We start from the raw sequence: 22,992 nt of genomic DNA, 5'->3' as shown, positions 1-22,992 counted from the left end.
CTCGTGTGGAGCGCAGGCGACTACTGCTCGAACGCGTGCTCGCGGATCCGGTTCGCTGCGGCTCGGCCGGATTCGGGAACGATGGCGTCGATCGTGAACCGCCACATCCGGTCGACCGACGCGGCGACGTCTCCTCGGCCGAGGGTCGCCTGGGCGGTCAGCTGCACACCGGTGAAGAAGCCGATGAGGGTCCGCGCGAGATCCGGCGCCTGCATGGAGCTCTGCAGCACGCCCTCGTCGAGTGCGGATGCGAGTTCGACGGCGGTCCCGGCGATCCAGTCCTCGTAGAAGTCGCCCGCCGGTGCGCTGAGCGAGCCTTCGTCGAGGGCGAGTCGGATGCCGGCGCGGACGACCGGGTCGTGCTCGAGCTGGTCGACGATGGCCCGCGAAGCGCGGATGAGTCGCTCGAGGACCCCGTCGTACTGGGCGCTGACCTGAGCCATCACCGGAAAGGACCGGGCGTGTTGCTCATGGATGACCGCCAGGGCGATCTGTTCCTTCGACTTGAAGTGGAAGTACATCGAGCCCTGCGAGACACCCGAGGCCTCCGCGATCATCGAGAGACTCGCGTTCCCGAACCCGATCCGGTCGAACACCTTCGCGGCTCCCTCGACGACAGCCTGCTGCGTCGCCTGACCGCGCTCCTGCGTCGGAATGCGACGTGTAGCCGGCATCCGGATCTCCTCGACTCTGCGCATATGGTCGGACCGTCACGAAGCGATGGCCGTGTTGAGGTTCTGAAGGTACCAGTCCCGGTCTCCGCGTTCCATGGGTCGGAGATCGGGTGAGCCTGTGGAAGACGGCGCCACTAACTGGTGCGGCCCGCTTAGTTATGGCAGGGTTGCTCCTGCGGGGAGACATCCGACCGGCAGCGAACCGGGGGTTCGCGCGCCGGGCCGGGTCGCACTCGCGAGGGAAGGCGTCCGGCGAGGCCGGTCGGACTGCTCGCACGATGCCATCGGGGGCACTGGCATCGACGATCATCGCGATCGTGCGGGTCACGCGCCAGTCGGGGGACTGGGCCGGCGTGGCCCGCTCCTCCCGCTTCATTGGTCCCATGCTGGCCCTGGCCCGCCGCCGGCACTCCTCATGGCGACTGGAGGATCGGGCGCTCGCCGGATCGGGCCATGAGGAGCAGCGTCAACGCCGCACCGGCGAGGAGCCCGTCGGCGACACCGGCGGGCAACATGAAGATCATCAGGACGAGCGTGACGGCACTGTTGAGGACCGAGAGCTCGAACCCCCAGGCCCGATTCCGGAGGACGCCGACCGCACCGATCGTGCGGAGGGTCCCGAAGATCCCGCTCATCACCATCATCAACGCCAGGTTCTCGTTCAGATACGGGAGCGCGAACACCTCGATCCCACCGGGAACGGCCGCCGGGCTCACCCCGAGGGCGAGCATCACCGGCAGCGCGCAGGCGACGAGCACTTCCATGACGATGCCGTGGATGAGCAGCAGGACTCCGGCGGCTCGGAGCCGGCGCCGACGCGCGAGCCCATCGCTGTCGGGTCGGGTGTCGCCGATCAGGGGTGGATGGTCCGTAGCGAGGTCTCGGGGCATCCTGCAACGGTAGGCACCAGGTCGCCGCCGGACCATCGACCGATCGGAGGATTCCGGGATGACGCCGGACGACCTCAGACGGTGAGGCTCTCCCGCTCGGCGCGGGTCAGCTTGACCCGGGCGAGGCGGATGCGCTGGCCGTCCTGCGCCGGACGCGGGATCACCACCGTGAGCCATCCGTCGTGCTGCGCCCCGAACAGACACCCGTCCGTCCGCTCGAACACGAGCGGTGCGGGGATGGCGCGCAACGAGCCGATCTGCTGCCGCAGGACCGCTAGTCGGTGGATCTCCAGCCGGCGCGCGACCGTGGTCGCCCGGACCGACCGCAGGGCGCCTGCGAACACCGGTGACGGCATCCTCGGGCCCGACACCAGCATGAACGCCCGACCGAGATCCTGGGGTCGCACCTCCCTGGGGCCGCCGACCAGCCGATGGTCGTAGGTGACGCGCGTCGAGCCTTCACCGGTCCATTCGACCAGGCCCGTCGGCGCTTGCAACGCCACCCACCCGGCTTGCCGGTAGATCGCGAACTCCCGCCGGATCCGCACCCGGATGGACACCACCGAGACGGCGATGAGGAGGAGACCGACGGCGACCCAACCGGCGACCGCCGGCCGAGAGATCCATTCCCCGAGCGCGCCGATGCCTGGTTCGGGCGCCGAGGTGAACGCCTCGATCGCTCCGAAGAGCTGCGGAACGAGGAACGGGATGCCGAGGGCCAGTCCGAGGACCGAAGACTCGCCGTCGGCCTTCAACCGGCGTCGGAACCCCCGGAGCGTGCTGATCTCCTGCTCGATGTTCCACCGCAGCTCATCGAGTCGGTGGACGTCGACGCTCGCCTCCCAGTCCGGGCCGCCGACCCACTGGGGCGCGGGACCATCGGCCCGCCCGGGCGCCGGCAGCGGCACTGACACGGGCACCGGCCCGGCGCCTTCCGCGTTCGAGGGAACGGTCTCGACACCCAGGGGAGGCGGGAGCTCGGTTGAGCTCAACGTCTTCGGCAGACCACGAGCGATCCGCAGCTTCTGCGCCCGCCGTTCGACGAGGTAGTACCGCCACGCGACCGGGACGAACAGCATCTCGAGGATGCCGAAGCCCCACTGCACGGGTGACAGCCCGTGGTCGTCCGGGTTGGTGGGCACCAGCCCGTTCGCCTGGGCGATCCCGACGCCGATGAGGACGAGGATGAACACGTTGAGGACGGTCAGCAGGATCGCGATGAACAACAGTCCGCCGGCCGAGTTGACCGGCCGGACGAGGCTGCCGACGTCGCCCTTGTAGACGCCGTATTCCTCGAGGGTGAGCCCCTGCCGAGCAGCGTCCTGCGCGGCGAGGTCCGCGTAGAGCCCGGCTTGTCGCGGTGCCGTCGGCACCCCGGGAGCGCGCGGCGCTCGGGGACGCGGCGGAGCGCTGAGGAACCGCACGACACCGACGACGAGTGCGACGAGCGCGACGATGATCCCGGCGACCATCGTGAACGAGACCGTCCGGATGGCCTCTGTCGGGGCGTCGACCGCGCGCAGTCCGACGATGACGAGCACGGCGACGACCATGACGGCCGGGATGGCGAGGAGCGGCAGGACCCACGTGCGGTGGCGGCGCGTGCGGACGGTCCCCGGAACCGGCTGCGGCCAGCCCCCTGACACGCCCGGATCTCCTGCCACGCCCGGTGTCGACCGCGACTGGCGAGCCTCCTGCCCCGAGCGGTAGGTCCGTTCAGCGGCCTGAGCGGTGGCGAACCGCCACCACGCGGCGGGCGTCGCGAAGATCGCGAGGAGGAGCCACGCCTTCGAGCCGCCGGGGGCGGTCAGGATCGAGGCGATGTCCTGGAACGCGACGACCAGGATGATCGCCGACAGGATCGTGAGCGCGATGGCGACCGCGAGCAGGACCCCGCTGATCCGGCGCGGCGCCGGCTGCTCACCGGTGAGCCGGACGTACTCCTCGACCTCGGCCGCCTGCTGGGCTGCCTCCGCGGGCGTCAGCCGACCGGCGTTCGGACCGAGGGCCCGCACGACCTGGACGAGGAAGACGACGACCGCGACGAGGGAGCCGCCGATGGCGAGTGCCCACGGCACCCGCCAGAGCAGTTCGGGAGCGCCGAGCTGGTCGAGCACGCCCGCGATGAAGATGCCGACGAAGAACACGACCGGTGCGCCGACGAGGGGGAGGAACCAGCCGATCCGCCGCCGGGCTCGGGGTGGATTCGCGTGTTCCGTCATGGTGCCAGTCTGCCGCGTCAGAGCCCTGGCGCCAGACGCTCGGGCTGAACCCTCAGCGTTCGTCGATCTCGCCGTGGTGGAGCCGCGTGAACGGCGCCGCGGGGAAGACCTGCTCCGTGAACGTCACCCGTCCGTCGCCGACGAAGACCTCGACGAGGTGGGCGTCGACGATGATCGTCAGCTGGACGGAGTCGCCGGTGTCGGCAGGGAGTGCCGCCCAGTCGACCGAGGGGTACGCCGGGTGGAACGTCGTATTCCCGGCGTCGGTGCGGTCGCAGCTGATCCTGCGCTCCGAGCCGTCGACCGTGATGACGAAGCGTTCGTCGGTGCTCGTCTCAGGCGTGAGCGTCAGCGTCGTGTGCACGCCGTCGGCGCAGGGCACCGCGACGTCGAAGCGGGTGACATCGTCCCCCGGGAGGATGGGCGCCTGCGCGACGTGCACCAGGCCTTCCTCCGTGCGCACGAGCTCGATCTCGCGAGCGAGCGACATCGCCGACCGCCACGGTCCCGTCGGGGTGTCGTTCGCGTAGTCCCAGTTGCTCGCCCAGCCGATCATGAGGCGACGTCCGTCTGGAACATCGCTGAACGACACGGCCGCGTAGTAGTCGCGGCCGAAGTCGAGCCAGTCGTACTCGGCCGGATCGGACGAGGCGGTGAGCCGCTCAGCGGTGAAGACGTGTCCGTCGAAGTCGCCGACGAAGTACTGCGTGCCGGACCCGCCGGCGATCGCCCCCGGGTTGAGGCTCACGACGAGGACCCACCGGACCTCGTCCGTCCCGCGGATGCGGAGCGGGAAGAGGTCGGGGCACTCCCAGACGCCGCCCGTGGCGTGCGCCGGCCCGAAGTGGGACACGAGGGTCCAGTCGATGAGGTTCGGCGAGGTGTAGAACCCGATCCGGTGTTCCAGCGGATCGGCGACGACCATCACCCAGTGGCCGTCGTCATCGCCGAACCAGAACACCTTCGGATCCCGGAACTCGGTCGACCCGATGTCGAGGACGGGGTTGCCGGCATACCGGGTCCAGACCTCGCCCCCGTCCGTGCTGTACGCGAGCGCCTGCGCCTGCGACCCGGGAGTGTCGCCCTCCGGGTGGCGGGCCGCCGTGTAGACGGCGACGAGCGTCGGGCGGCCGTCGATCGCGAATCCCGCCGTGTCGCGGTGGTCGATGACGACGCTCCCGGAGAAGGCCATCTCGCCGTCCTCGGCGGGGATGGCGACGGGACGGTGCTCCCAGGTGATGAGATCGGGGGACACCGCGTGCCCCCAGGAGATGTTGCCCCAGGTGGAACCGGTCGGGTTGTTCTGGAAGAAGAGGTGGTACACGCCGTCGTGGAACACCAGCCCGTTCGGGTCGTTCAGCCAGGTGGATGCGGCGGTGAAGTGGGCTGTCGGGCGAAGGGACCGCTCGGTGGCGGTCGAGGGCGTGGTCATGGTGCTCCTGACGGATGTCGGTCGGTGTGCGGGCGGTGGATCGATGTGGTGGAGGAGGGGGAGTCGGGGGCGGCGCGGACGCCGCCCCCGACGGGGCTACTCGCCGCCGTCCTGGAAGCGGTCGTAGGCCTGCTGGTAGGTGGCGATGACGTCCTCGATGCCCATCGAATCGAGCTGCGACGTGTAGCCGTCCCACTCGTCGTCGATGGTGCCGTTGACGATCCAGCTCGCGAACTTCTCCTTGACGAGGGTGTTGATGTCGGTCACGGCGAAGGACGTCGCGTCGAGCTCGTCGTTCGAGAGCATGACCGGCGGGTAGGCCTCGTTGGCCTTGAACGGGGCGTAGAACTCGTTGACGAGGTCCTGACGCTCCTTCGCCCGCGGCTCCGGGGCGACCACGCTCTCGAAGTCCTCCGTCGTCGTGATCTTCGGTCCACCGGGTGCGACCTTCTGACGACGCTCGCCTTCGGCTTCGCCCGCCGGCGCGGGGATCTGCACGAGGACGCCGTCGGCGTTCTCCTCGAGGGTGACCCCGACCGGGCCCCAGTTCACCTGGGCACTCATCACCGGGTCGAAGAGTCGGTCGGCCCACCGCATGGTGGCCGCCGGGTACTGGTTCGCGCGGGTGATCGCCATCGCGCCACGGTTGATCTCCTGGTTGTTCGCGACGCTGGCGAGACGCTCACCGTCGACACCCTTGAGGACGCCCAGCATGGCGTAGTCGCCCATCCGGTCCTCGCCGACCATCTCCTTCAGTTCCCACCAGAAGAAGGAGCCGAGGACCGCGGTGTCGGCCTTGCCCTTGGAGAGGTAAGCCAGGTCGTCCTGCGAGAACGACTCGGGATCGATCAGGCCGTCGGCGTACCAGTCGGACAGGGCCTCGACGCCGGCCCGGTAGCCGTCGGTGTTGGCCGTGAACTCGACCTCACCGTCACGCACGATGCGGTGGTCGTTGTTCTCGGGCTGGCCGCCGAGGGCCGCGATGAGGTCGTTCGGGTTGGCGCAGAAGGAATCCGTCCGGAACGAGAGCGGGATCTCGTCGGCCTTGCCGTTGCCGTTCGGGTCCTGCGTCCTGAACGCCTCGAGGGCGGCGTGGTACTCGTCGATCGTGGTCGGCATGGGCAGCCCCAGCGCGTCGAGCCAGGCGGTGTTGATGTAGAGGAAGTTCGGGTACTGCAGGATGCCGAGCTCCTCGACGGAGGGCAGCGTGTAGATGTGGCCGTCGGACGCCGTGATCGCCGCGCGGATGTCGGGGCGGTCCTCGAGGATGCCGGACAGGGTCGGCGCGTACTCCTCGATGAGGTCCTCGAGGGGCAGCAGGGTGCCGTTCTCGCCGTTCTGCACGATCTCGGCGTCGGTCAGTCCCGAGTTGTAGAGGACGTCCGGCAGCTCGTCGCTGGCGAGCATGAGGTTCTTCTTCTCGGCGTACACCTGCTCGGGCAGGTTCTTCCAGTCGATGGCGATGTTGGTGTCGGTCTGCCACTGCTGGACGAGCTGCATGTCGCCGTAGTCCGGGGCGAGCGCGGACTTCGTCCCGCCGAACGACAGGGTGAGGGTGTCGTCGACGATCGGGAGGCCGGTCTGGTTGAAGCCGAAGTCGTCGGACTTGTCCGCGACCTCAGTGGAACCTCCGCCGCCGGTGCAGCCGGCGAGGAGGAGGGCGCCACCCGCCGCGAGGGCGGTGATGGCGGTGAAACGACGGTGTCTCATGATGGTCTTCCTTCGGTGTGGCGATGGTGCTGGGACGGTGGTGCTGCTGGCACGGGGAAGCCGGTGGGAGGGCGATGCCGCGGTGATCGGGTGGCGGATGTGGAGGCGCGCCGGATCAGCTCTTCACCGCGCCGAGGAGGGCGCCCTTGGTGAAGTGCTTCTGCATGAAGGGGAGGATGATCAGCAACGGGATGCTGGAGATCACGATCATCCCGTACTTGATCAGCTCGCCGATGCGCTGGGCGGCCGCGTACGAGTCGAGCCCGCCGGTGCCTCCGGCGGAGGTGACCTCGGACTGGATCAGCACGTTGCGGAGCACGAGCTGGAGCGGGTACTTGCTCTCGTCGTCGAGGTAGATGAGGGCGTCGAAGAAGGCGTTCCAGTTCGCGACGAGGTGGATCATGATCATCAGGAAGATGAGCGGCTTCGACAGCGGCAACACGATCTGCAGGAAGAACCGGAAGTCGTTCGCCCCGTCGAGCTGTGCGGCCTCACGGAGCTCGGCCGGCACGTTGTTCTCGAAGAACGCTCTGGCGATGATGAGGTTCCAGACGCCGACCGCCCCCGGGAGCACGACGGCCCAGACGGTGTCGAGCATGCCGAGGTCGCGGACCACGAGATACCGGGCGATGAGCCCACCGTCGATGAACATCGTGATGATGAAGAACAGCATGAAGACGGTGCGGCCGTAGAGGTCCTTGCGCGACAGGGCGTAGGCGCCGCAGAGGATGCAGATCACGCTGATGGCGGTGCCGAGGACCGTGTAGAGGACGGAGTTCGCGAAGCCGCGCCAGATGGTCGCGTCCGCGAAGATCCGAGCGTAGCCCTCGACGGTGAACCCTTGCGGCCAGAGCCACACGTTGCCGTTGAGGATCTCCGCCGGTTCGCTGAACGACGCGATGACGATGAAGTACAGCGGGTAGATGATGGCGCAGATCGCGAGGACGAGGGTGCCGATCGCGACGACGTTGAAGAGCGGATCGGCGAGGCGGCCTCGGCGGTCCGGCCGCGCGGGTGGCGGTCCGGGGCGGACGGGCGTCCGGACGGTGCGTTGTTCGGTCTGCTGGGGCGGGGTGGAGATCGTGTGCGTCATCGCGTCATCACCAAAGGCTCGATTGGCCTGCTCGTCTGGCGATCCAGTTGAACGTCAGGAGCAGGACCAGGTTGATCAGGGAGTTGAAGAGGCCGATCGCGGCCGAGTAGCTGAACTGCGCCTGTTGCAGCCCGGCCTTGTAGACGTAGGTCTGGATGACCTCGGACGTCGGCAGGTTGAGGTCGGTCTGCATGAGCAGGACCTTCTCGAACCCGAGGTTGAAGAGGTTGCCGATGGCGAGGATGAACAGGATCGTGATCACCGGGAGGATCCCGGGGATGTCGATGTGGCGGATCCGCTGCCACTTGTTGGCGCCGTCGACACGCGCCGCCTCGTGGAGTGCCGGGTCGATCGCGGTCAGTGCCGCCAGGTAGACGATCATCGAGAACCCGGCGTTCTGCCAGATGTCCGAGCCGATGTAGAGCGGGCGGAACCAGTCGGGTGAGCCCATGAAGAAGATCGGTTCCCCGCCGAACGCCACGAGCGCGTTGTTGACGATGCCGGCTCGAGGCGAGAACAGCAGGTGGATCATGCCGACGACGACCACCACGGAGATGAACGAGGGGGAGTAGAGCACGGTCTGCGTGAACTTCTTGAAGCGTTCGCTCTGCAGCTGGTTCACGATGAGCGCGAGGATGATCGGCACCGGGAACGCGATGAGCAGGCCGAGACCGTTGATCGTCAGCGTGTTGGCCAGCAGGCGTTCGAACTGGAACGACTCGATGAAGCGCGCGAAGTGCTCGAGGCCGACCCACCGGCTTCCGGCGAACCCGTCCGCCGGGTTGTAGTCGCGGAAGGCGATCTGCGCGCCGTACATCGGCCAGTACTTGAAGAGCAGCACGGAGATGGTCGCCGGCAGGAGTAATACGTATAACTGCCAACTTCGCAGCGCTCGTTTGAGATGCTCGCGAGGCCCTCGACGGGACCTGGCGACGCGCTGCTTCGTGCTGACACGGGGTGGTGATGCGGTGGTCATGATGGCACCTTCGCCTTCGACACGGATCCACGGGGGATCAATGAGCATTCGATCGGGGTTCTGCTGGGCTGATCGCCGCCACCGGCGAGCAGGATCTCGAGGCCGGCGCGCGCCATCTGCTCATACGGCAGCTCGACGGTCGTCAGTCCAGGGTCGAGGTAGGGCGCGATCATCTCGTGGTTGTCGAAGCCGACGATCGCGCAGTCGTCGGGAACCGAGAGGCCGAGTCGTTCGATGGCGCGGTAGGCGCCCCAGGCGGTGCGGTCGTTGCCGCAGAAGATGGCCGTCGGGCGGTCCTCGGCGGTGAGCAGCGCGGTCGTGATCTCGAGGCCGTCTTCGACGATGCCCGAACCGTGTCGGATCCACTCCGGCCGTTCAGCGATACCGGCCTCGGCAAGGGCTCGCCGGAACCCGGCCAGGCGGCCGATCCCGGCGGGCAGGTCGCTGTCGACATCCTGGATGTTGATCATGGCGATCCGGGTGTGGCCCGCTTCGATGAGGTGGCGCGTCGCCGCGTATCCGCCGAGCTCCTCGTCGGGGAAGACGCTCGGAACGGTGCCGGCCCGGTCCTGGGCGTTGACGATCACGGTCGGGATCCCGTCGAGGGAGGCGGGCAGCTCGACGAGGCGGTGGTACATCGACGCGTAGACGACGCCCCGCACCCGGTAGGACCGCATCATGTCGATCGCCGCTGCCTCGAGGTCGGGCTCGTTGTAGGTGTCGACGCTCAGGATCACGTTCCCGGTCTCCCAGGCTGCGAGCTGAGCGCCCTTGAGGAGCTGGCCGGCGAACGGTGCGCTGGCGACCTCGTCGGAGATGAAGCCGATCATGCCGGACTCGCCACTGCGCAGGGACTTCGCGAACGCGTTCGTGCGGTAGTCGAGGTCCTTCACGGCGTCGAGGACGCGGTTGCGGGTGGCCTCGGCGACCCGATTGCCCTCGACGTTGTTGAGGACGAGGGAGACCGTCGCCTGCGACACCCCGGCGCGCTCGGCGACCTGCCACATGGTGACCGTCTGCTTCCTGCGTGCCATGGTGTCCTCGTCATCGAGTCGGTTAATCGTATGACGTGATGCTATCCGCCCGACGGAGGCTTGGCAAGCCCGCACCGATCCGACGGGGTCAGCAGCTCGTCTCGACAGCTGTCGAGACATCGGGGCCGGGCCGGGCCTGGCCGCATCCACGTGGATATCGTGAAGCGCCTGCTCATCCACCGGGGAGCGGGGACACCACTCACCCACTGGCTCCGAGCGGTTCGGGGTCGACTCGAACGCGGAGGTTGATCATGCCGTTTGTGACCACGGACGATGGCGCAGAAATCTATTACAAGGACTGGGGCTCCACCGACGCCCAGCCGATCGTGTTCCACCACGGCTGGCCGCTGTCGTCCGACGACTGGGACGCGCAGATGCTGTTCTTCCTGGCCGAGGGCTACCGGGTGATCGCGAGCGACCGACGCGGGCACGGGCGTTCCTCGCAGATCGGCACCGGGCACGACATGGACCACTACGCCAGCGACGTCTCGGCGGTCGTCGAGCACCTCGACCTGCACGACGCGATCCACATCGGCCACTCGACCGGCGGCGGCCAGGTCGCCCGGTACGTCGCGAAGTACGGGCAGCCGCAGGGTCGGGTCGCGAAGGCGGTCCTCGTCTCCTCGGTGCCCCCGCTGATGGTCCAGACGGACGCGAACCCCGAGGGCACGCCGATCTCGGTCTTCGACGGGTTCCGCAGCGCTCTGGCTGCGAACCGCGCCGAGTTCTTCCAGGCCGTCGCCTCCGGTCCGTTCTACGGGTTCAACCGCCCGGGTGTGGAGCTGTCGGAGCCCGTCGTCGCCAACTGGTGGCGCCAGGGGATGACCGGCAGCGCCCTCGCGCACTACGAGGGCATCAAGGCGTTCTCGGAGACGGACCAGACCGAGGACCTCAAGGCCATCACGGTGCCGGTGCTCGTCACGCAGGGCGACGACGACCAGGTCGTCCCCTACAAGGACGCGGCGCTCAAGCAGCACGAACTCCTGAGCGACTCCACCCTGAAGATCTACGAGGGGTTCCCGCACGGCATGCTCACGACGCACGCCGACGTCATCAACCCGGACCTCCTCGCGTTCATCAAGGCGTAATCGAGGCGAGCGGTGCCAGGGGCGTCCCGCCTGCGCGGGGTGCCCCTGGTCGTCGTCGCGGGTCGGCTCTATACACCTCCTGCGCGCCGCGTGGAGGCCGGTGCGGGCGGCACCGAACCTCGCTATCGTCTGCCGCATGAGGAACGCCCGCCTGAAATCCATCGCCGTCGTGTCGGCGATCCTGCTCCTGACCGGATGCGGCCTGCAGGTGCCGAAGGACCCCGAGGGCACGCTCGACCGGGTGACCGACGGGGTCATGCGGGTCGGCGTGACCGAGAACCCACCGTGGGTGGAACTGGACGGCTCGGGTGATCCCGCAGGCACCGAGCCGGCCCTCATCGCGCGGTTCGCCGACGGACTCGGCGCGGAGATCGAATGGACCGACGGCAGCGAGACCGCGCTGCTCAAGGCGCTCGATCGGGGCGAGCTCGACGTCGTGCTCGGCGGGTTCCGCGACGACACCCCATGGGTGGACCTCGGAGCCATCACCCGCCCGTACCGCGAGGTCGAGGGCGTCGACGGGGTGGAGCGGCACGTGATGATCGTCCGCCTGGGGGAGAACGGGTTCCAGGTGGCCCTGGAACGATTCCTCGACGAGGCGGGACGCTCGTGACCGCCCGGTTCGGTCACGCCGAGCTGCCGGAGGCGGAGGAACGTGCACTGCGCGCCGCGATCAGGATCGAGTGGGCGAGCCTCGCATTCCTGGCCGTCGCGATCACCATGGTCTTCCTGGTCATGGGCAGTTCGCAGGCGATGAAGGCCGCGTGGATCGAGGACCTGCTCTCCCTGGCTCCGCCGATCGCGTTCCTCGTCGCCGTGCGGATCATCCGCCGCCCGCCGACGGCGAAGTACCCGTACGGCTTCCACCGGGCCGTCGGTGTCGCCCATCTGGTCGCCGGTGTCGCGCTCCTCGCCATGGGAGCCTTTCTGACCGTGGACTCCGTGTCGGGCCTCATCACGGCGGAGCACCCGCCCATCGGCGCCGTCGTCCTGTTCGGCGAACCGGTCTGGCTCGGCTGGCTCATGATGGGCGCGATGGCGCTCACGATCCCGTTACCGATCGTCTTCGGTCGGATCAAGATGCGCCTGGCGCGCCAGCTCCACGACAAGGTGCTGTACGCCGACGCGGACATGAACAAGGCCGACTGGATGACCGCCGTCGGATCGATCGTCGGCGTCGCCGGGATCGGCCTCGGGTTCTGGTGGGCGGACTCCGCCGCAGCCCTGTTCATCGCGGCCAGCATCCTCTGGGACGGGGTGAAGAACCTGCGCGCGGCGATCACGGACCTCATGGACACGAGGGCGACCACCTTCGACGACGCCAAGCCCCACCCGGTCACCGGCCAGGTCGACGAGTACCTCCGGAGCCTGCCGTGGGCAGAGCAGGTCGGTTCGAGAGTCCGCGACCAGGGACACGTGTTGCACATCGAGTCGTTCGTCGTCCCGCGGAAGGGGCGGACGCCGACGCTCCGTCAGCTCACCGAGGCGCGTGAGGGGTGCGTCGCCCTCGATTGGAAGGCCCAGGACCTCGTCATCGTCCTGACCGATGCCCTGCCGGAAGCCGTCGGCGGCTCCGACCGGAGCCGGGAGTCGGAGCGCCGGAGCTGAGTGGTCCTCGGCCGGTCATGGGGCCGCGGGGCCGGCGGCGGGGATCGTCAACGTCGCCTCGGTGCCGACGCCGGGCGTGCTGGCGAGGACGAGTGATCCGCCGTGCGCTTCGGCGATCGACCGAGCGGCGTGCAGGCCGAGACCGACCCCCTGGACGGCGCGCTCGTTCGCATACGGCGTGCGGTAGAACTTGTCGAAGGCCTGACGGAGTTCGTCCGCGGTCATCCCCACGCCGTCATCGGTGACGCGGAGCTGCACGGCCTGCTCCGCCTGGGTGAGCGTCACCTGGATCCGGCCGTCGGGTGAGAACTTCGCGGCGTTGACGACGAGCTCGGCGACCGCACGGCGGACCTGGACGGCATCCACGGCGGCGATGATCGGTCCTGCCGTGGACAGCGTGATGGTCGCGTCCGGAGCCGTGGTCTCCGCAGCGGCGACGGCTTCCGCGGCGACGACCGCGAGGTCGACGTCGCTCCGCTGCAGCACCACGGTGCTGTCCGAGGCCGTCAGCAACTCTTGGACCCGCCGCTCCAGCGCCTCGGCGTTCCTCCGGATGACGGCGAGCGCGGGCAGCAACTGCGGAGCGTCGACCTCGGCGTCGTCGGTGACGAGTTCGAGGTACCCGTGGATGGACGTCAACGGTGTGCGCAGCTCGTGCGAGACGGTGGTGAGGAACTCCTCGCGGACGCTGACGGCGTTCGCGAGCTCGGTGACGTCGTGCGCGACCACGACCGTCCCGAGGAGTTCACCGTCGGGACGGACGACCCGGCTCGAGGTCGCGAGGATCGCGTGCTGCTCACCGACCGGACCCAACCACTCCATATGTCCGGCGATCTCCTCGCCGCGAAGGGCTCGCGGGATGATCTGCTCCTCGAGAGGGATCGTCGTCTTCCGGTCGGCTGCGAGGACGTGCGTGCCGGCGTACGGAGGCGTGTCGAGCCGGAAGCCGACGGCGGCGACCATGTCGGCCGCTCGCTGGTTCGACAGTCTGAGCTGGCCGTCGGGGGTGTAGAAGGCGACGCCCGCCTCGACGGTGTTGAGGATGGCGTCCGCCAACGTCTCGGCATCGAGCGCGCGGGCGAGCGACTCCTCCACCTCGGCGGCATGTTGACGCACGGCGCGTTGCGTGCGCCGGAGTTGCCGGGCGCCGATGTTCACCGCGATGGCGATCCCGATGGTGAGGAACGGCAGGAGGAGCAGGCTCAGCCAGTCGAGCGGGGTGGTCGGGACGCGGGCTTCGACGATGAAGGGGAACGCGGCGATGAGCAGTGCACCGGCGACGGCGACCACCATCATCCGCTGGGTGAAGCCGTAGGCCAGCCAGAGGATCGGGAAGACGCAGAGGAAGCTGACCGCCGGCACGACGTGGACCAGCTCGGTGCGGAGGAACGCCACGGCGACGAGGTCGAGCAGGGCGATCCACGCCATCGTGTTGCTCGACCACCGCTCCCAGGGCACGAGCACCGACAGCAGCGTGCTGAGCGCCGCCACCGACAGGCCGCCGAGGAACAGTGGAGCGGTGACGTGCTGCGGCAGTGCGAGGGCGATCGCGACGCCGACGACAGCGGTCGCGACGGCGAACGGCAGCTGAGCGCGGAGAAAGACCCGGAGCCGACCCGGCCGGGACGCCTCGTGTTCCAGGAGTGGCACAGCGCCTGCTTTCCGGAGTCGATGGTGTGCATCGAAATCTACAGGGCGATCCGCAGCATCACGGCGCTGGGGCGCGAACGCGTCCGAGGGTTCTGGACCGCGGACACCTGGGGAGCGCGCTCAGCGGATGGGTGCCGTCACCTCGTCTGCGCGATGATCGCCTCGGCGACCGTCTGCGCGCCGTCGCCGGAGCTCACGGTATAGAACGTCTCACCGACGGTGAAGGAGAGCGGGGACCGCGGGCCGTCGCTGCGCCGCGCGACGAGGGCTGATTCACCGTCGACCGCACCCTCGAGGGTGATGGGCTCGAGCGCCGCCGCGATGTCGGGCTGCGCTGCCAGCCCGTCGATGATCGTGGCACCGCCTCGGACCACGAGGATGTCGGTGTACCCGAAGCCCTCCGCGAAGAGTTCGCAGCTGTACGCGCCGACGCGGGCGCTCGCCGCATCCTCCAGGTCGACGATCGGCTGGGTGCGTGGATCGATGACGGTGTACGTCGTGGGGGTGGCGCCGTATTGGAGCGCCGCCGCGATGCCGGCCTCGTCGAGTCCGCCGTCGCAGGCGGCGTCGCCCCCGCGCGGCGCGAGCGCGGGCCAGGCGAGCTGGGCCTTCGAGGCGGACTCCACCGTCGTGAAGGTCGCCTCGGCGGCTTCGGCGAGGTTGTCGAGGACCTCGCCCGCGGGCGCATCGTCGAAGCGGCTCCCGGTGCTGGTGAGTCCCGCGGCGGTGATCGACAGCTCGACCCAGGCGGAGCCGACGGGCGCGGACACGCGCCACCCGGTCTCGCCCGACGCGGTGCTCGCCTCGACGCCTGCGATCGTCCTCGTGTCCTCCGACGGGGTGTCGCCGGCGTAGGGCGGGGCCCAGTCGTCGGCGGCGTCCGGCAGGATCTCGATCGAGAGGTAAGCCCAGTCGCCGGCCCCATCGCCGATCGACTGCTGAGCGGTGCCCACCCGCCACGAGCAGGCGAGCCCGCCGGCCGCGGTGAGGACGGCCCGGTCCACGGCGTCGGTCGGTTGGACCGCTTCGACGACGTCGGCCAGTTCGGCGGCGAGGACCGCGGCGACGGTGTCGAGCGTCGCGAAGTCGTCGCACCCCAGGAGCGCGGTGGACGCCGAGGTGCTCGGAGCCTCGGACGTCGGTGACGCGCCCGGAGTCGCCGTCGAGGCGCACGACGAGGCCGTCAACACGACCACCACCGCGATCCCCGCTCCGATGCCGAACGATCGTCTTCCTGCGCCCCTGATCCCCATCCGCCGAGACTATCGGTGGCGCGCGTCGAACCGACGCCGATACCGCGATGGCGTGCTGTCGAACGCCGCGACGAAGTTCTGGCGGAACGTGACCGGGGTGAATCCGCAGGCCACGGCGACCTGGTCGACCGGGAGGTCGGTGGTCTCCAGGAGCCGTCTGGCCTCGTCGAGGCGACGCGCGCGGACCCACGCGGCCGGGGTCGTGCCGATCGCCGACCGGAAGGCGCGCACGAAGGACCGCCGGCTGAGGTGCGCCTCGGCGGCCAGGCGATCCACGGTGAGCGGTTCGTCGAGGTGGGCGGACGCCCAGGCCGTCGCCACCGCGATCGGATCCTGCGTCTCCGCCTGCGGCACCGGTCGCTCGATGAACTGCGCCTGGCCGCCTTCGCGGTGCGGGGCGACGACGAGGCTCCGGGCGACGCGGTTCGCCGCTTCGGCGCCGAGCCGGGTGCGGACGAGGTGCAGGCAGGCGTCGAGACCGGAGGCGGTGCCGGCCGAGGTGAGGACGTCGCCGTGATCGACATAGAGGGCGGTCGCGTCCACGGTCACCGCCGGGTGCCGCTCCGCCAGGTGCCCCGCGGCGTGCCAGTGGGTCGCCGCCCTCCGGCCGTCGAGGAGTCCGGTGTCGGCGACGGCGATCGCTCCGAAGCAGAGCCCGACGATCGTCGCGCCGCGTCCGTGGGCGTCGAGGACGGCTGCCCGGAGCTCCGGTGACACCGCACTCCCGTCGTCCGTCCATGACGGGAGCACGACGATGTCCGCGTCGGTCATCGCCGCCAGTCCCCGGACGTCGGCGATCGTGTACCCCTCGGCGGTGCGGATCGACCCTGCGTGGTCGGCGACGAGGAACGACTCCCAGTCGGCGAGGCCCTGATGGTGGACCTCGTCGAACACCAGTTGCGGCACGGACAGGTGGAACATGGTGACGTCGTCGAAGGCGTGGATGGCGATGCGCATGGTCGGCTCCGATCTGGCCTGATCTCATCAGTATTGTGCATTCGTGCCAGTGGTGTCGCCGTCGGCCCCGGGGGACGATGGACCGGTCGTCGTCCCGACGCCAGCACCGAACAGAGGAGACACCCGTGAACACCACCCGCCGCGCCCTGGTCCTGGTCGACGTCCAGCAGGAGTACTTCGCGGGGCCGCTCGCGATCCAGTACCCGCCGCGCGATCAGTCGGTCGAACGGATCGGCGCGGCCATCGACGCCGCGACGGACGCCGGCCTCCCCGTCGCCGTCGTCCAGCACACCTCCGGAGCGGGCGCTCCCGTGTTCGACCCGGACACCGCCGCCTTCGAGCTGCACCCCGAGGTCGCGCGTCGCGTGCAGCCTTCGTGGAAGCCCGTCGTGAAGCAGTACGGCTCGGTCTTCGCCGGGACGGACCTCGAGGCCTGGCTCCGCGAGCAGGGTGCGGACACGGTGACCCTGGTCGGCTACATGACGAACAACTGCATCATCGCCTCCGCGGCGGCGGCCGAGGAGCTCGGTATCGCCGTCGAGGTGCTGTCCGACGCGACCGGCGCGATCGCGATCGAGAACGCGGCCGGGTCGGCGACCGCCGAGACCGTCCACACGTCGCTCATGGCCATCCTCGACTCGAACTTCGCCGCGGTCGCGACGACGGAGGCCTGGGCGCAGGCGCTGGTCGACGGGACGGCGCTGCCGAAGGACGACCTGGTCTCCTCGGCGACCCGTGGTGCGCAGCGCGGGTAGTGGCGACGCTGGTGGGTTCGGTGCGTCGGATGACAGGATGGGTCGATGCGCTCGCACTCCGCCCGAACCCGGTTCCTCCCCGTCATCGTCGTGCTCTCCGCACTCACCCTCGGCGGATGCGCGTCCTCGCCGGGTGGTGCCGGTGCAGGTTCACCGACGGCGTCGGCCAGTCCGACCGTGTCCGAACCGCCGAGCACGCCCGTCGTGGAGACCACCCTGTCCGACGACATCGACGGGACGAAGGTGACCCCGCTCGCGATCGTGACCGACTTCCCGGCCCCCGAGGGGTCGACCGCCGGCATTCACCCGGTGCTCATCAGGGTGAAGCTCGAGGCGGGAGACGTCCACGGCGGGAGCGTCCACCCCTCGGTGGCGTCCATCACCCGTCGGAACGGCAACCTCGACTACATCACCCTCGGTCTCGGCAACCCGAAGGACCTCGTGACGGCGATGTCCGCGGCCGGCTACACCCCGCTGCAGGCGGTTCCCGCCGGCAAGACGCAGACGGGGTGGATCGGCGCCTGGCTCTCCGACGAGGTCACGGAGTACGACCTCGTCTACAACCGCAACGAGGGCAAGGTGATCGGCGGCAGTAAGAACGGCGAGACCGTCCCGGCCAGCCGGTCGATCACCCCGCTCACACCCCGGTAATCCGGTCCGGCGGCAGGACGAGCTGCGCGCGAGGCTCCTGGATCAGTCGGCGACCGCGACGTCCGACAGGTCGAGGTGCTCGCTCACGAAGTCCGTGGGGAAACCGGTCACCCCGTCGCGCACCACGGTGAGGGTGATCGCGGTGTAGAGCCAATCGGCGGCGTGGTCGTTCGACACCAGGGCGGCGGCCTCCCGCAGCTTCGCGTCCGCCGTCGCGGGGTCGGTCGCGGTCCTCGCCTCGGCGGCCAGGGCCTGCACCCGCGGATTGTCGTAGCCGTAGTAGTAATCCGGGTTCGCCCAGTTCTGGAAGTCGCGGGCCTCGACGTGGTTGACGAAGCTGAGGTCGTAGTCGTGGTTCGTGTACACGTCGTTCAACCAGGTGGGGAACTCGACGCTGTCGACGGTGAGGGTGACGCCGACGGCCGCGAACTGGGAGACCAGCACCTTGGACGCGGCGGTCCCGTAGTGGTTCGGGATGACGAGGGTGAGGGCGAGGTCCTCCTGACCGGCTTCGGCGAGGAGCGCTTTCGCCCGATCGGGGTCGTAGGTGACCACCCCGGTGAGGTCCTCGTAGCCCGGGTCGAGCTCGGGGATGGGACCGTACTGTTCGACGGCGGCGCCACCGACGGCCTCGACGATCGCGGCGTGGTCGATCGCCGTGCGAAGCGCCTCACGGACGCGCGGGTCGTCGAGCGGCGCGCGCCGGTTGTTGAAGGCGAGGGTGTACTTGTCGGTCGTCTTGCCCTCGGTGACGGTGAAGCCCTCGGCCCGCGCGACCTGGTCGCGCAGGTTGGCGTCGAGGCCGATCTGCGCGTCGAGCTCGCCCGCGAGGGTCGCGTTCACGGCGGAGGCGGCGTCGGGGATGTAGCTGAAGACGACCTCCTTGACCTGCGGCGCGTCTCCCCAGTACGCGTCGTTGCGCTCGAAGGTGATGCTGTCACCCTGCTTCCAGCTCTGCAGCGTGAACGGCCCGGTGCCGACGGCGGTCGTGGAGCGGTCGTTCGTGGCGCCCTGGTGCAAGACGAGGCCCGCGCGGCCGGTGAGCGCCCACAGCAGGTTGGTGTCGGGGGAGCCGAGCTGCAACCGGACCGTGCCGTCGTCGACCGCGGTGATGCTCTCGACCTGCTCCAGTGCGAGGTGGTCGACGAACGAGGCGTCCTGCTGCACCTGGGTGAGCGAGTCGACGACGTCCGCCGCGGTGAGTGGAGCCCCGTCGTGGAAGGTGACCCCGTCGCGCAGGACGAAGGTGTAGGTGAGGCCGTCGGCGCTGATCTCGTGGCTCGACGCGAGCGTGTCGACGATGCGGTCGTCCTCGGTGCGGGAGACGAGCCCCTGGTAGACGTTGTCGATGAGGATCTGCTCGAGCGCGGCACCGGAGGTCGTCCGGATGTCGAGGTCGGACGGTTCGAGCACGAGCCCGACCCGGAGGGTGGCGTCGGCGTCGGGGGCCGGCGCTGCCGAAGGGCCGGTGCAACCGGTGAGGACGAGGGCGGCGACGGCGATCGCGGCGGTGAGGAGCTGACGACGCAGTCGGTGTTGGGGCATGGGGAACATTCTCGCCGATCGGGACCCCGGCCCGGGATCACCCCGAGGCGTCGTCCGAGAGCGAGTCGCTGATGACGGCGAGCGTCGCCGACTGGGCGCGTTGTGCGCGCTCACCGCGGCGGGCGACGAGCAGGCCGACGACCGACTCGGTGACGAGCATGATGGCGGCCCGCGAGGTGTGCACGAGCTCGTCCCGGAAGGTGGCGTCGATGGGGGCGACGATGAGCGCCACCTCGGCGAGCTCGGCGACCGCGGATCGGGGGAACGAGGTGATCGCGAGCACCGTGGCACCGCTGGCGCGGGCGGCGGCGGCCACCTCGACGGACGCTCGACTCGCGCCCGAGCCGGAGAGGACGAGGCATGCCGAACCCGGCCCCAGGTGGGTCGCCGCGATCCGCTGACCGATGGTGTCCGGCAGGTACTCGGCGGGGCGCCCGGCCGACATGAGGCGCATGGCGAGGTCCGAGCCGAGCGGTGAGGAGAGGCCGTTCGCGGCGATCAGCAGGCGCGGCGCCTCGTCGAGCACCTGGACGAAGCGCTCGAGCGTCTCCTCCGTCATGGCCGACGTCGTCTGCCCGAGCCGACCGGCGAACCGGTCGATGGCACCACGCAGCGAGCCGAGCATGGTGTCGTCGCCGTCGTTCCGCGCGGCCGGCGTGCCGAGGGCGACCTCGCGGGTGAGGGCGACCCGGAGTTGCGGGTAGCCCTCGTAGCCGAGCGACTGCGCCGTCCGGATGACCGTCGCGCGCCCGACCCCGGCGAGGTCGGCGACCTCCTGCGCGGTGCGTTCGATGCTCGCCTCGATGTCGAGGGCGACCGTCTCGGCCACGCGTCGTTCGCTCGGTTGCAGCGACGGCGCGAGCATCGCGATCCGCGCCGTCGGTGGGGCGTCAGCCGACCCTGTCCACATTGCGGCTCCTCGTCGTGCGGGCGGGAAGGGTGGTGCGGGTGGTGCGCGTGGTCCGGACACCCGGCCCCTGGGTGATCCGGCGGCGGATCGCCCCCGAGATCGCGTCCATCGTCATGGTCGCGACGACCACAACGATCAACAGCATCCCGACTGTATCCCACTGCCGATAGTTGGTGTAGTTGGCCAACATGCTGCCGATCCCGCCGGCTCCGACGAGCCCGAGGACCGCCGAGGTACGGAGGTTGATCTCGAAGCGGTACAGCGCGAGCGAGAGCAGGGCAGGGGCTGCGGCGGGCCAGAGCGCCCAGCGGGTGACCTCGGCCGTGCCACCGCCCGCGGCGCGGACGGCCTCCGACGCCCCCTCCTGCACGGACTCGATCGTCTCGTACACCCACTTGCCCTGGGTGCCGATGCCGGCGATGCCGAGCGCGAGCGCCCCGGTGAACGGGGTGAGCCCGGTGATGGTGAGCAGGATGAGCGCGATGATCACCTCGGGTACGGCCCGGATGACGGCGAACACGCCGCGCAGCGGGAGCCGCAGCCAGACCGGACCGACGGACCGGGCGGCGAGCATGCCGAGCGGGATCGAGATGAGCACGCAGAGGATCGCGCCGATCCAGGCCATCGAGATCGACCGCCACATCTCGGTGAGGGCGCGAGGCAGCTTCTCCCAGTTCGGGCTCTCGAACATGAGCCCGCCGAAGTGCACCAGCTGCGCCGGGACCGCGCCGAGATCGCTCCAGTCGATGGGGAGGCCGGCGGTGGCTGCGACCACGACGATCGCGACCGCGACGGCGGCGAGGGTCGGCAGGAGGCGGGACGGGTGACGTGGCAGCTCGGGCCGCAGGTCCATGGTGCTCATACGAGTCGCCTCCGCAGCAGGTTCGACGCGATCTCGATGAGGACGACGACCACGAGGATCTCGAGCACGATGATCGAGACGTCGTCGTAGGCGTAGAACGCCCGGCGCTCGTCGAGGAGGCGCCCGATGCCGCCCGCACCGACGATGCCGAGGATGGCCGAGATGCGGACGTTGAGTTCGAGCGTGTACAGCCACTGGTTCGCGAACAGCGGCCACACCTGCGGAAGGACGGTGGCGCGGTTGATCTGCGTCTGCGTGCCGCCCGCCGCCCGCCCGGCCTCGAGGTAGGGGTGGTCGGCGGAGTCGATCGCCTCGGAGACGAGCTTGACGATGATCCCGATGTCGAACAGGAACAGGGTCAGGAGGCCCGGGAGCGCACCGACGCCGACCATCGCGACGAGGATCGTGGCGTACACGAGGTCGGGGACGGCGCGGACGACGTTGACGACGGCGCGCAGCACACGACGCGAGACCGCGTTCGGGTTCGTGGGTGCGGCCGCCCACAGCGTCAGCGGCACCGACAGGAGTGCGGCCGCCACCGCTCCGACGAGCGCCATCTGGAGGGTCTCCAGCATCGGCTGGACGGTCCGCGGCAGGAACGCGAAGTCGGGCTGGAAGAGCTGAAGGAGCAGGCCCGAGCCATTGTCCCAGTGGCTGATGAGCGCGCCGAAGTCGAGCTGCACCCCACCGATCGCCGGCAGGCACGTCGCGATCGTGAACGCGGCGACCGCTCCGAGGATCAGGGCGGTGCGGAGTCTCGCCGTCGGTTTCGGCGGCAGCTTCCAGTCGGTGCCGGTGCCGGTGTCGGTGGCGGTCACCGGTCGAGCCGATCGTCCGGCTGGATGGGACGGCCGTAGATGCGCTCGAAGTCCGCTTCGGTCGCGTCGGCAGCTGACCCGTCGTAGACGAGTTCGCCGTCACGCAGTCCGATCATGCGGGTCGTGTAGGTGCGGGCGAGGTCCATCAGGTGGATGTTGACGAGCACCGTGAGGCCCGTCTCCGTGTTCACGCGGCGCAGGTCGTTCATCACCGTATGCGCGGTCGGCGGGTCGAGGCTCGCGACCGGTTCGTCGGCGAGCATGACGCTCGGCTGCTGGGTGAGGGCGCGGGCGATCGCGACGCGCTGCTGCTGTCCGCCGGAGAGCTGTGCCGCGCGCGTCCAGACCTTGTCGAGCATGCCGACCGACTGCAGCGAGCGCAGGGCGAGCTCCCGATCCGTCGCCGTCGTGAGCCCGAGGAGCGTGCGGTAAGTGGGGGTGCTGGCGAACCGTCCGACGAGCACGTTGCGGTACACGCTGGCGCGGTCGGCCAGGTTGAAGCCCTGGAAGATCATGCCGATGTGCCCGCGGAGGCTGCGGAGCCGCCGGCCGCGCAGGCCGGTGACGAGGTGCGGGCCGACGGTCACGGTCCCGCTCGTCGCGGGCACGAGGCCGTTGATCGTGCGGATGAGCGTCGACTTGCCGGAGCCGGACAAGCCGACGACGGAGACCATCTCGCCGGCGGCGATGTCGAGGGAGACGTTGCGGAGCGCCCTCGTGCCGTTCGGGTAGGTGACCGAGACGTCGTCGAGACGGATGGACCACGACGCGGAGGCCGCGAGCTGGGCTCGGGCCTCCGCGCGATGCTGATCAGTGTTCATGCACCGGATTCCTGGGGGAGTGAAGGGTGGGGTGGGGGGAACT

Annotated in this window: 21 protein-coding genes; 5 read left to right on the top strand and 16 right to left on the bottom strand. The window is 69.6% G+C overall.

The genetic code is table 11. The features are described 5' to 3' along the window. Nucleotides 1–20: 20 nt before the first annotated feature. The 8 genes from QRN26_RS14745 to QRN26_RS14710 all read right to left on the bottom strand — a co-directional run bounded on the left by QRN26_RS14745 (nucleotide 21) and on the right by QRN26_RS14710 (nucleotide 10,031). Nucleotides 21–674, bottom strand: a complete 654-nt coding sequence (locus tag QRN26_RS14745) for a ScbR family autoregulator-binding transcription factor (RefSeq protein ID WP_056781365.1) — start codon at nucleotides 672–674, stop codon at nucleotides 21–23. 413 nt (nucleotides 675–1,087) lie between these two features. Further along, the gene (locus QRN26_RS14740) at nucleotides 1,088–1,564 is read right to left on the bottom strand and encodes a hypothetical protein (RefSeq protein WP_285037352.1); all 477 of its coding nucleotides are present in this window, start codon (nucleotides 1,562–1,564) and stop codon (nucleotides 1,088–1,090) included. Between the two features lie 74 nt (nucleotides 1,565–1,638). Further along, nucleotides 1,639–3,786 (bottom strand): hypothetical protein, encoded by a 2,148-nt coding sequence (locus tag QRN26_RS14735; RefSeq protein WP_285037351.1) that lies wholly within the window; start codon nucleotides 3,784–3,786, stop codon nucleotides 1,639–1,641. Nucleotides 3,787–3,838: 52 nt separating this feature from the next. Next, entirely contained in the window at nucleotides 3,839–5,218 is a 1,380-nt protein-coding gene (locus QRN26_RS14730; RefSeq protein WP_285037350.1) for a glycoside hydrolase family 32 protein, read from the bottom strand. A gap of 96 nt (nucleotides 5,219–5,314) precedes the next feature. After that, entirely contained in the window at nucleotides 5,315–6,928 is a 1,614-nt protein-coding gene (locus QRN26_RS14725) for an ABC transporter substrate-binding protein (RefSeq protein WP_285037349.1), read from the bottom strand. 115 nt (nucleotides 6,929–7,043) lie between these two features. Beyond that, a complete protein-coding gene (locus tag QRN26_RS14720) occupies nucleotides 7,044–8,021 on the bottom strand; it encodes a carbohydrate ABC transporter permease (protein WP_285037348.1) in 978 nt (325 codons plus the stop codon). Between the two features lie 7 nt (nucleotides 8,022–8,028). Then, entirely contained in the window at nucleotides 8,029–8,997 is a 969-nt protein-coding gene (locus tag QRN26_RS14715) for an ABC transporter permease (protein WP_285037347.1), read from the bottom strand. Further along, nucleotides 8,994–10,031, bottom strand: a complete 1,038-nt coding sequence (locus QRN26_RS14710; protein WP_285037346.1) for a LacI family DNA-binding transcriptional regulator — start codon at nucleotides 10,029–10,031, stop codon at nucleotides 8,994–8,996. Before QRN26_RS14710 ends, QRN26_RS14715 begins: the two co-directional genes overlap by 4 nt. Nucleotides 10,032–10,282: 251 nt before the next feature. On the opposite strand from QRN26_RS14710, the gene QRN26_RS14705 reads away from it, so the two are divergent. From QRN26_RS14705 to QRN26_RS14695, 3 genes are all read left to right on the top strand, one after another. After that, nucleotides 10,283–11,119, top strand: a complete 837-nt coding sequence (locus QRN26_RS14705) for an alpha/beta fold hydrolase (RefSeq protein ID WP_056013206.1) — start codon at nucleotides 10,283–10,285, stop codon at nucleotides 11,117–11,119. 136 nt (nucleotides 11,120–11,255) lie between these two features. After that, nucleotides 11,256–11,732: a transporter substrate-binding domain-containing protein gene (locus QRN26_RS14700; protein ID WP_285037345.1), complete on the top strand. Its 477-nt coding sequence runs from the start codon at nucleotides 11,256–11,258 to the stop codon at nucleotides 11,730–11,732. Further along, nucleotides 11,729–12,727 carry a cation diffusion facilitator family transporter gene (locus QRN26_RS14695; RefSeq protein ID WP_056013203.1) on the top strand — a complete coding sequence of 333 codons (999 nt, stop codon included), beginning with the start codon at nucleotides 11,729–11,731 and terminating at the stop codon, nucleotides 12,725–12,727. Before QRN26_RS14700 ends, QRN26_RS14695 begins: the two co-directional genes overlap by 4 nt. A 15-nt stretch (nucleotides 12,728–12,742) precedes the next feature. Here QRN26_RS14695 and QRN26_RS14690 read toward each other — a convergent pair whose 3' ends face one another. The 3 genes from QRN26_RS14690 to QRN26_RS14680 all read right to left on the bottom strand — a co-directional run bounded on the left by QRN26_RS14690 (nucleotide 12,743) and on the right by QRN26_RS14680 (nucleotide 16,587). Further along, on the bottom strand, nucleotides 12,743–14,377 hold the full coding sequence (locus tag QRN26_RS14690; RefSeq protein WP_285037344.1) for a sensor histidine kinase: 1,635 nt from the start codon (nucleotides 14,375–14,377) through the stop codon (nucleotides 12,743–12,745). Between the two features lie 137 nt (nucleotides 14,378–14,514). After that, nucleotides 14,515–15,630: a hypothetical protein gene (locus QRN26_RS14685; RefSeq protein WP_285037343.1), complete on the bottom strand. Its 1,116-nt coding sequence runs from the start codon at nucleotides 15,628–15,630 to the stop codon at nucleotides 14,515–14,517. 9 nt (nucleotides 15,631–15,639) lie between these two features. Next, nucleotides 15,640–16,587: a GlxA family transcriptional regulator gene (locus QRN26_RS14680; protein ID WP_285037342.1), complete on the bottom strand. Its 948-nt coding sequence runs from the start codon at nucleotides 16,585–16,587 to the stop codon at nucleotides 15,640–15,642. 125 nt (nucleotides 16,588–16,712) lie between these two features. Here QRN26_RS14680 and QRN26_RS14675 point away from each other — a divergent pair, with 125 nt between their 5' ends. Both QRN26_RS14675 and QRN26_RS14670 read left to right on the top strand, forming a co-directional pair. Next, a complete protein-coding gene (locus QRN26_RS14675; protein ID WP_285037341.1) occupies nucleotides 16,713–17,342 on the top strand; it encodes an isochorismatase family protein in 630 nt (209 codons plus the stop codon). Between the two features lie 45 nt (nucleotides 17,343–17,387). Then, complete coding sequence (locus tag QRN26_RS14670; RefSeq protein WP_285037340.1) at nucleotides 17,388–17,993, top strand: hypothetical protein; 606 nt, start codon at nucleotides 17,388–17,390, stop codon at nucleotides 17,991–17,993. A gap of 42 nt (nucleotides 17,994–18,035) precedes the next feature. Here QRN26_RS14670 and QRN26_RS14665 read toward each other — a convergent pair whose 3' ends face one another. From QRN26_RS14665 to phnC, 5 genes are read right to left on the bottom strand one after another with little or no spacing between them, the layout of a single operon-like run. Continuing rightward, nucleotides 18,036–19,538, bottom strand: coding sequence for an ABC transporter substrate-binding protein (locus QRN26_RS14665; protein WP_285037339.1), 1,503 nt, complete (start codon nucleotides 19,536–19,538; stop codon nucleotides 18,036–18,038). A 37-nt stretch (nucleotides 19,539–19,575) separates the two neighbouring features. Beyond that, nucleotides 19,576–20,448: a MurR/RpiR family transcriptional regulator gene (locus tag QRN26_RS14660; RefSeq protein ID WP_056013189.1), complete on the bottom strand. Its 873-nt coding sequence runs from the start codon at nucleotides 20,446–20,448 to the stop codon at nucleotides 19,576–19,578. Next, complete coding sequence (phnE, locus tag QRN26_RS14655; protein ID WP_285037338.1) at nucleotides 20,429–21,310, bottom strand: phosphonate ABC transporter, permease protein PhnE; 882 nt, start codon at nucleotides 21,308–21,310, stop codon at nucleotides 20,429–20,431. Before phnE (QRN26_RS14655) ends, QRN26_RS14660 begins: the two co-directional genes overlap by 20 nt. Next, complete coding sequence (phnE, locus tag QRN26_RS14650) at nucleotides 21,307–22,128, bottom strand: phosphonate ABC transporter, permease protein PhnE (protein ID WP_285037337.1); 822 nt, start codon at nucleotides 22,126–22,128, stop codon at nucleotides 21,307–21,309. The genes phnE (QRN26_RS14655) and phnE (QRN26_RS14650) overlap by 4 nt, the downstream gene beginning before the upstream one ends. After that, entirely contained in the window at nucleotides 22,125–22,949 is an 825-nt protein-coding gene (gene phnC / locus QRN26_RS14645) for a phosphonate ABC transporter ATP-binding protein (RefSeq protein ID WP_056013186.1), read from the bottom strand. Before phnC ends, phnE (QRN26_RS14650) begins: the two co-directional genes overlap by 4 nt. Nucleotides 22,950–22,992: the final 43 nt, after the last annotated feature.

It is taken from the genome of Plantibacter sp. ME-Dv--P-095 (assembly GCF_030209365.1).
Taxonomy (GTDB): Bacteria; Actinomycetota; Actinomycetes; order Actinomycetales; family Microbacteriaceae; genus Plantibacter.
This window is presented reverse-complemented; position numbering and strand designations above follow the sequence as displayed.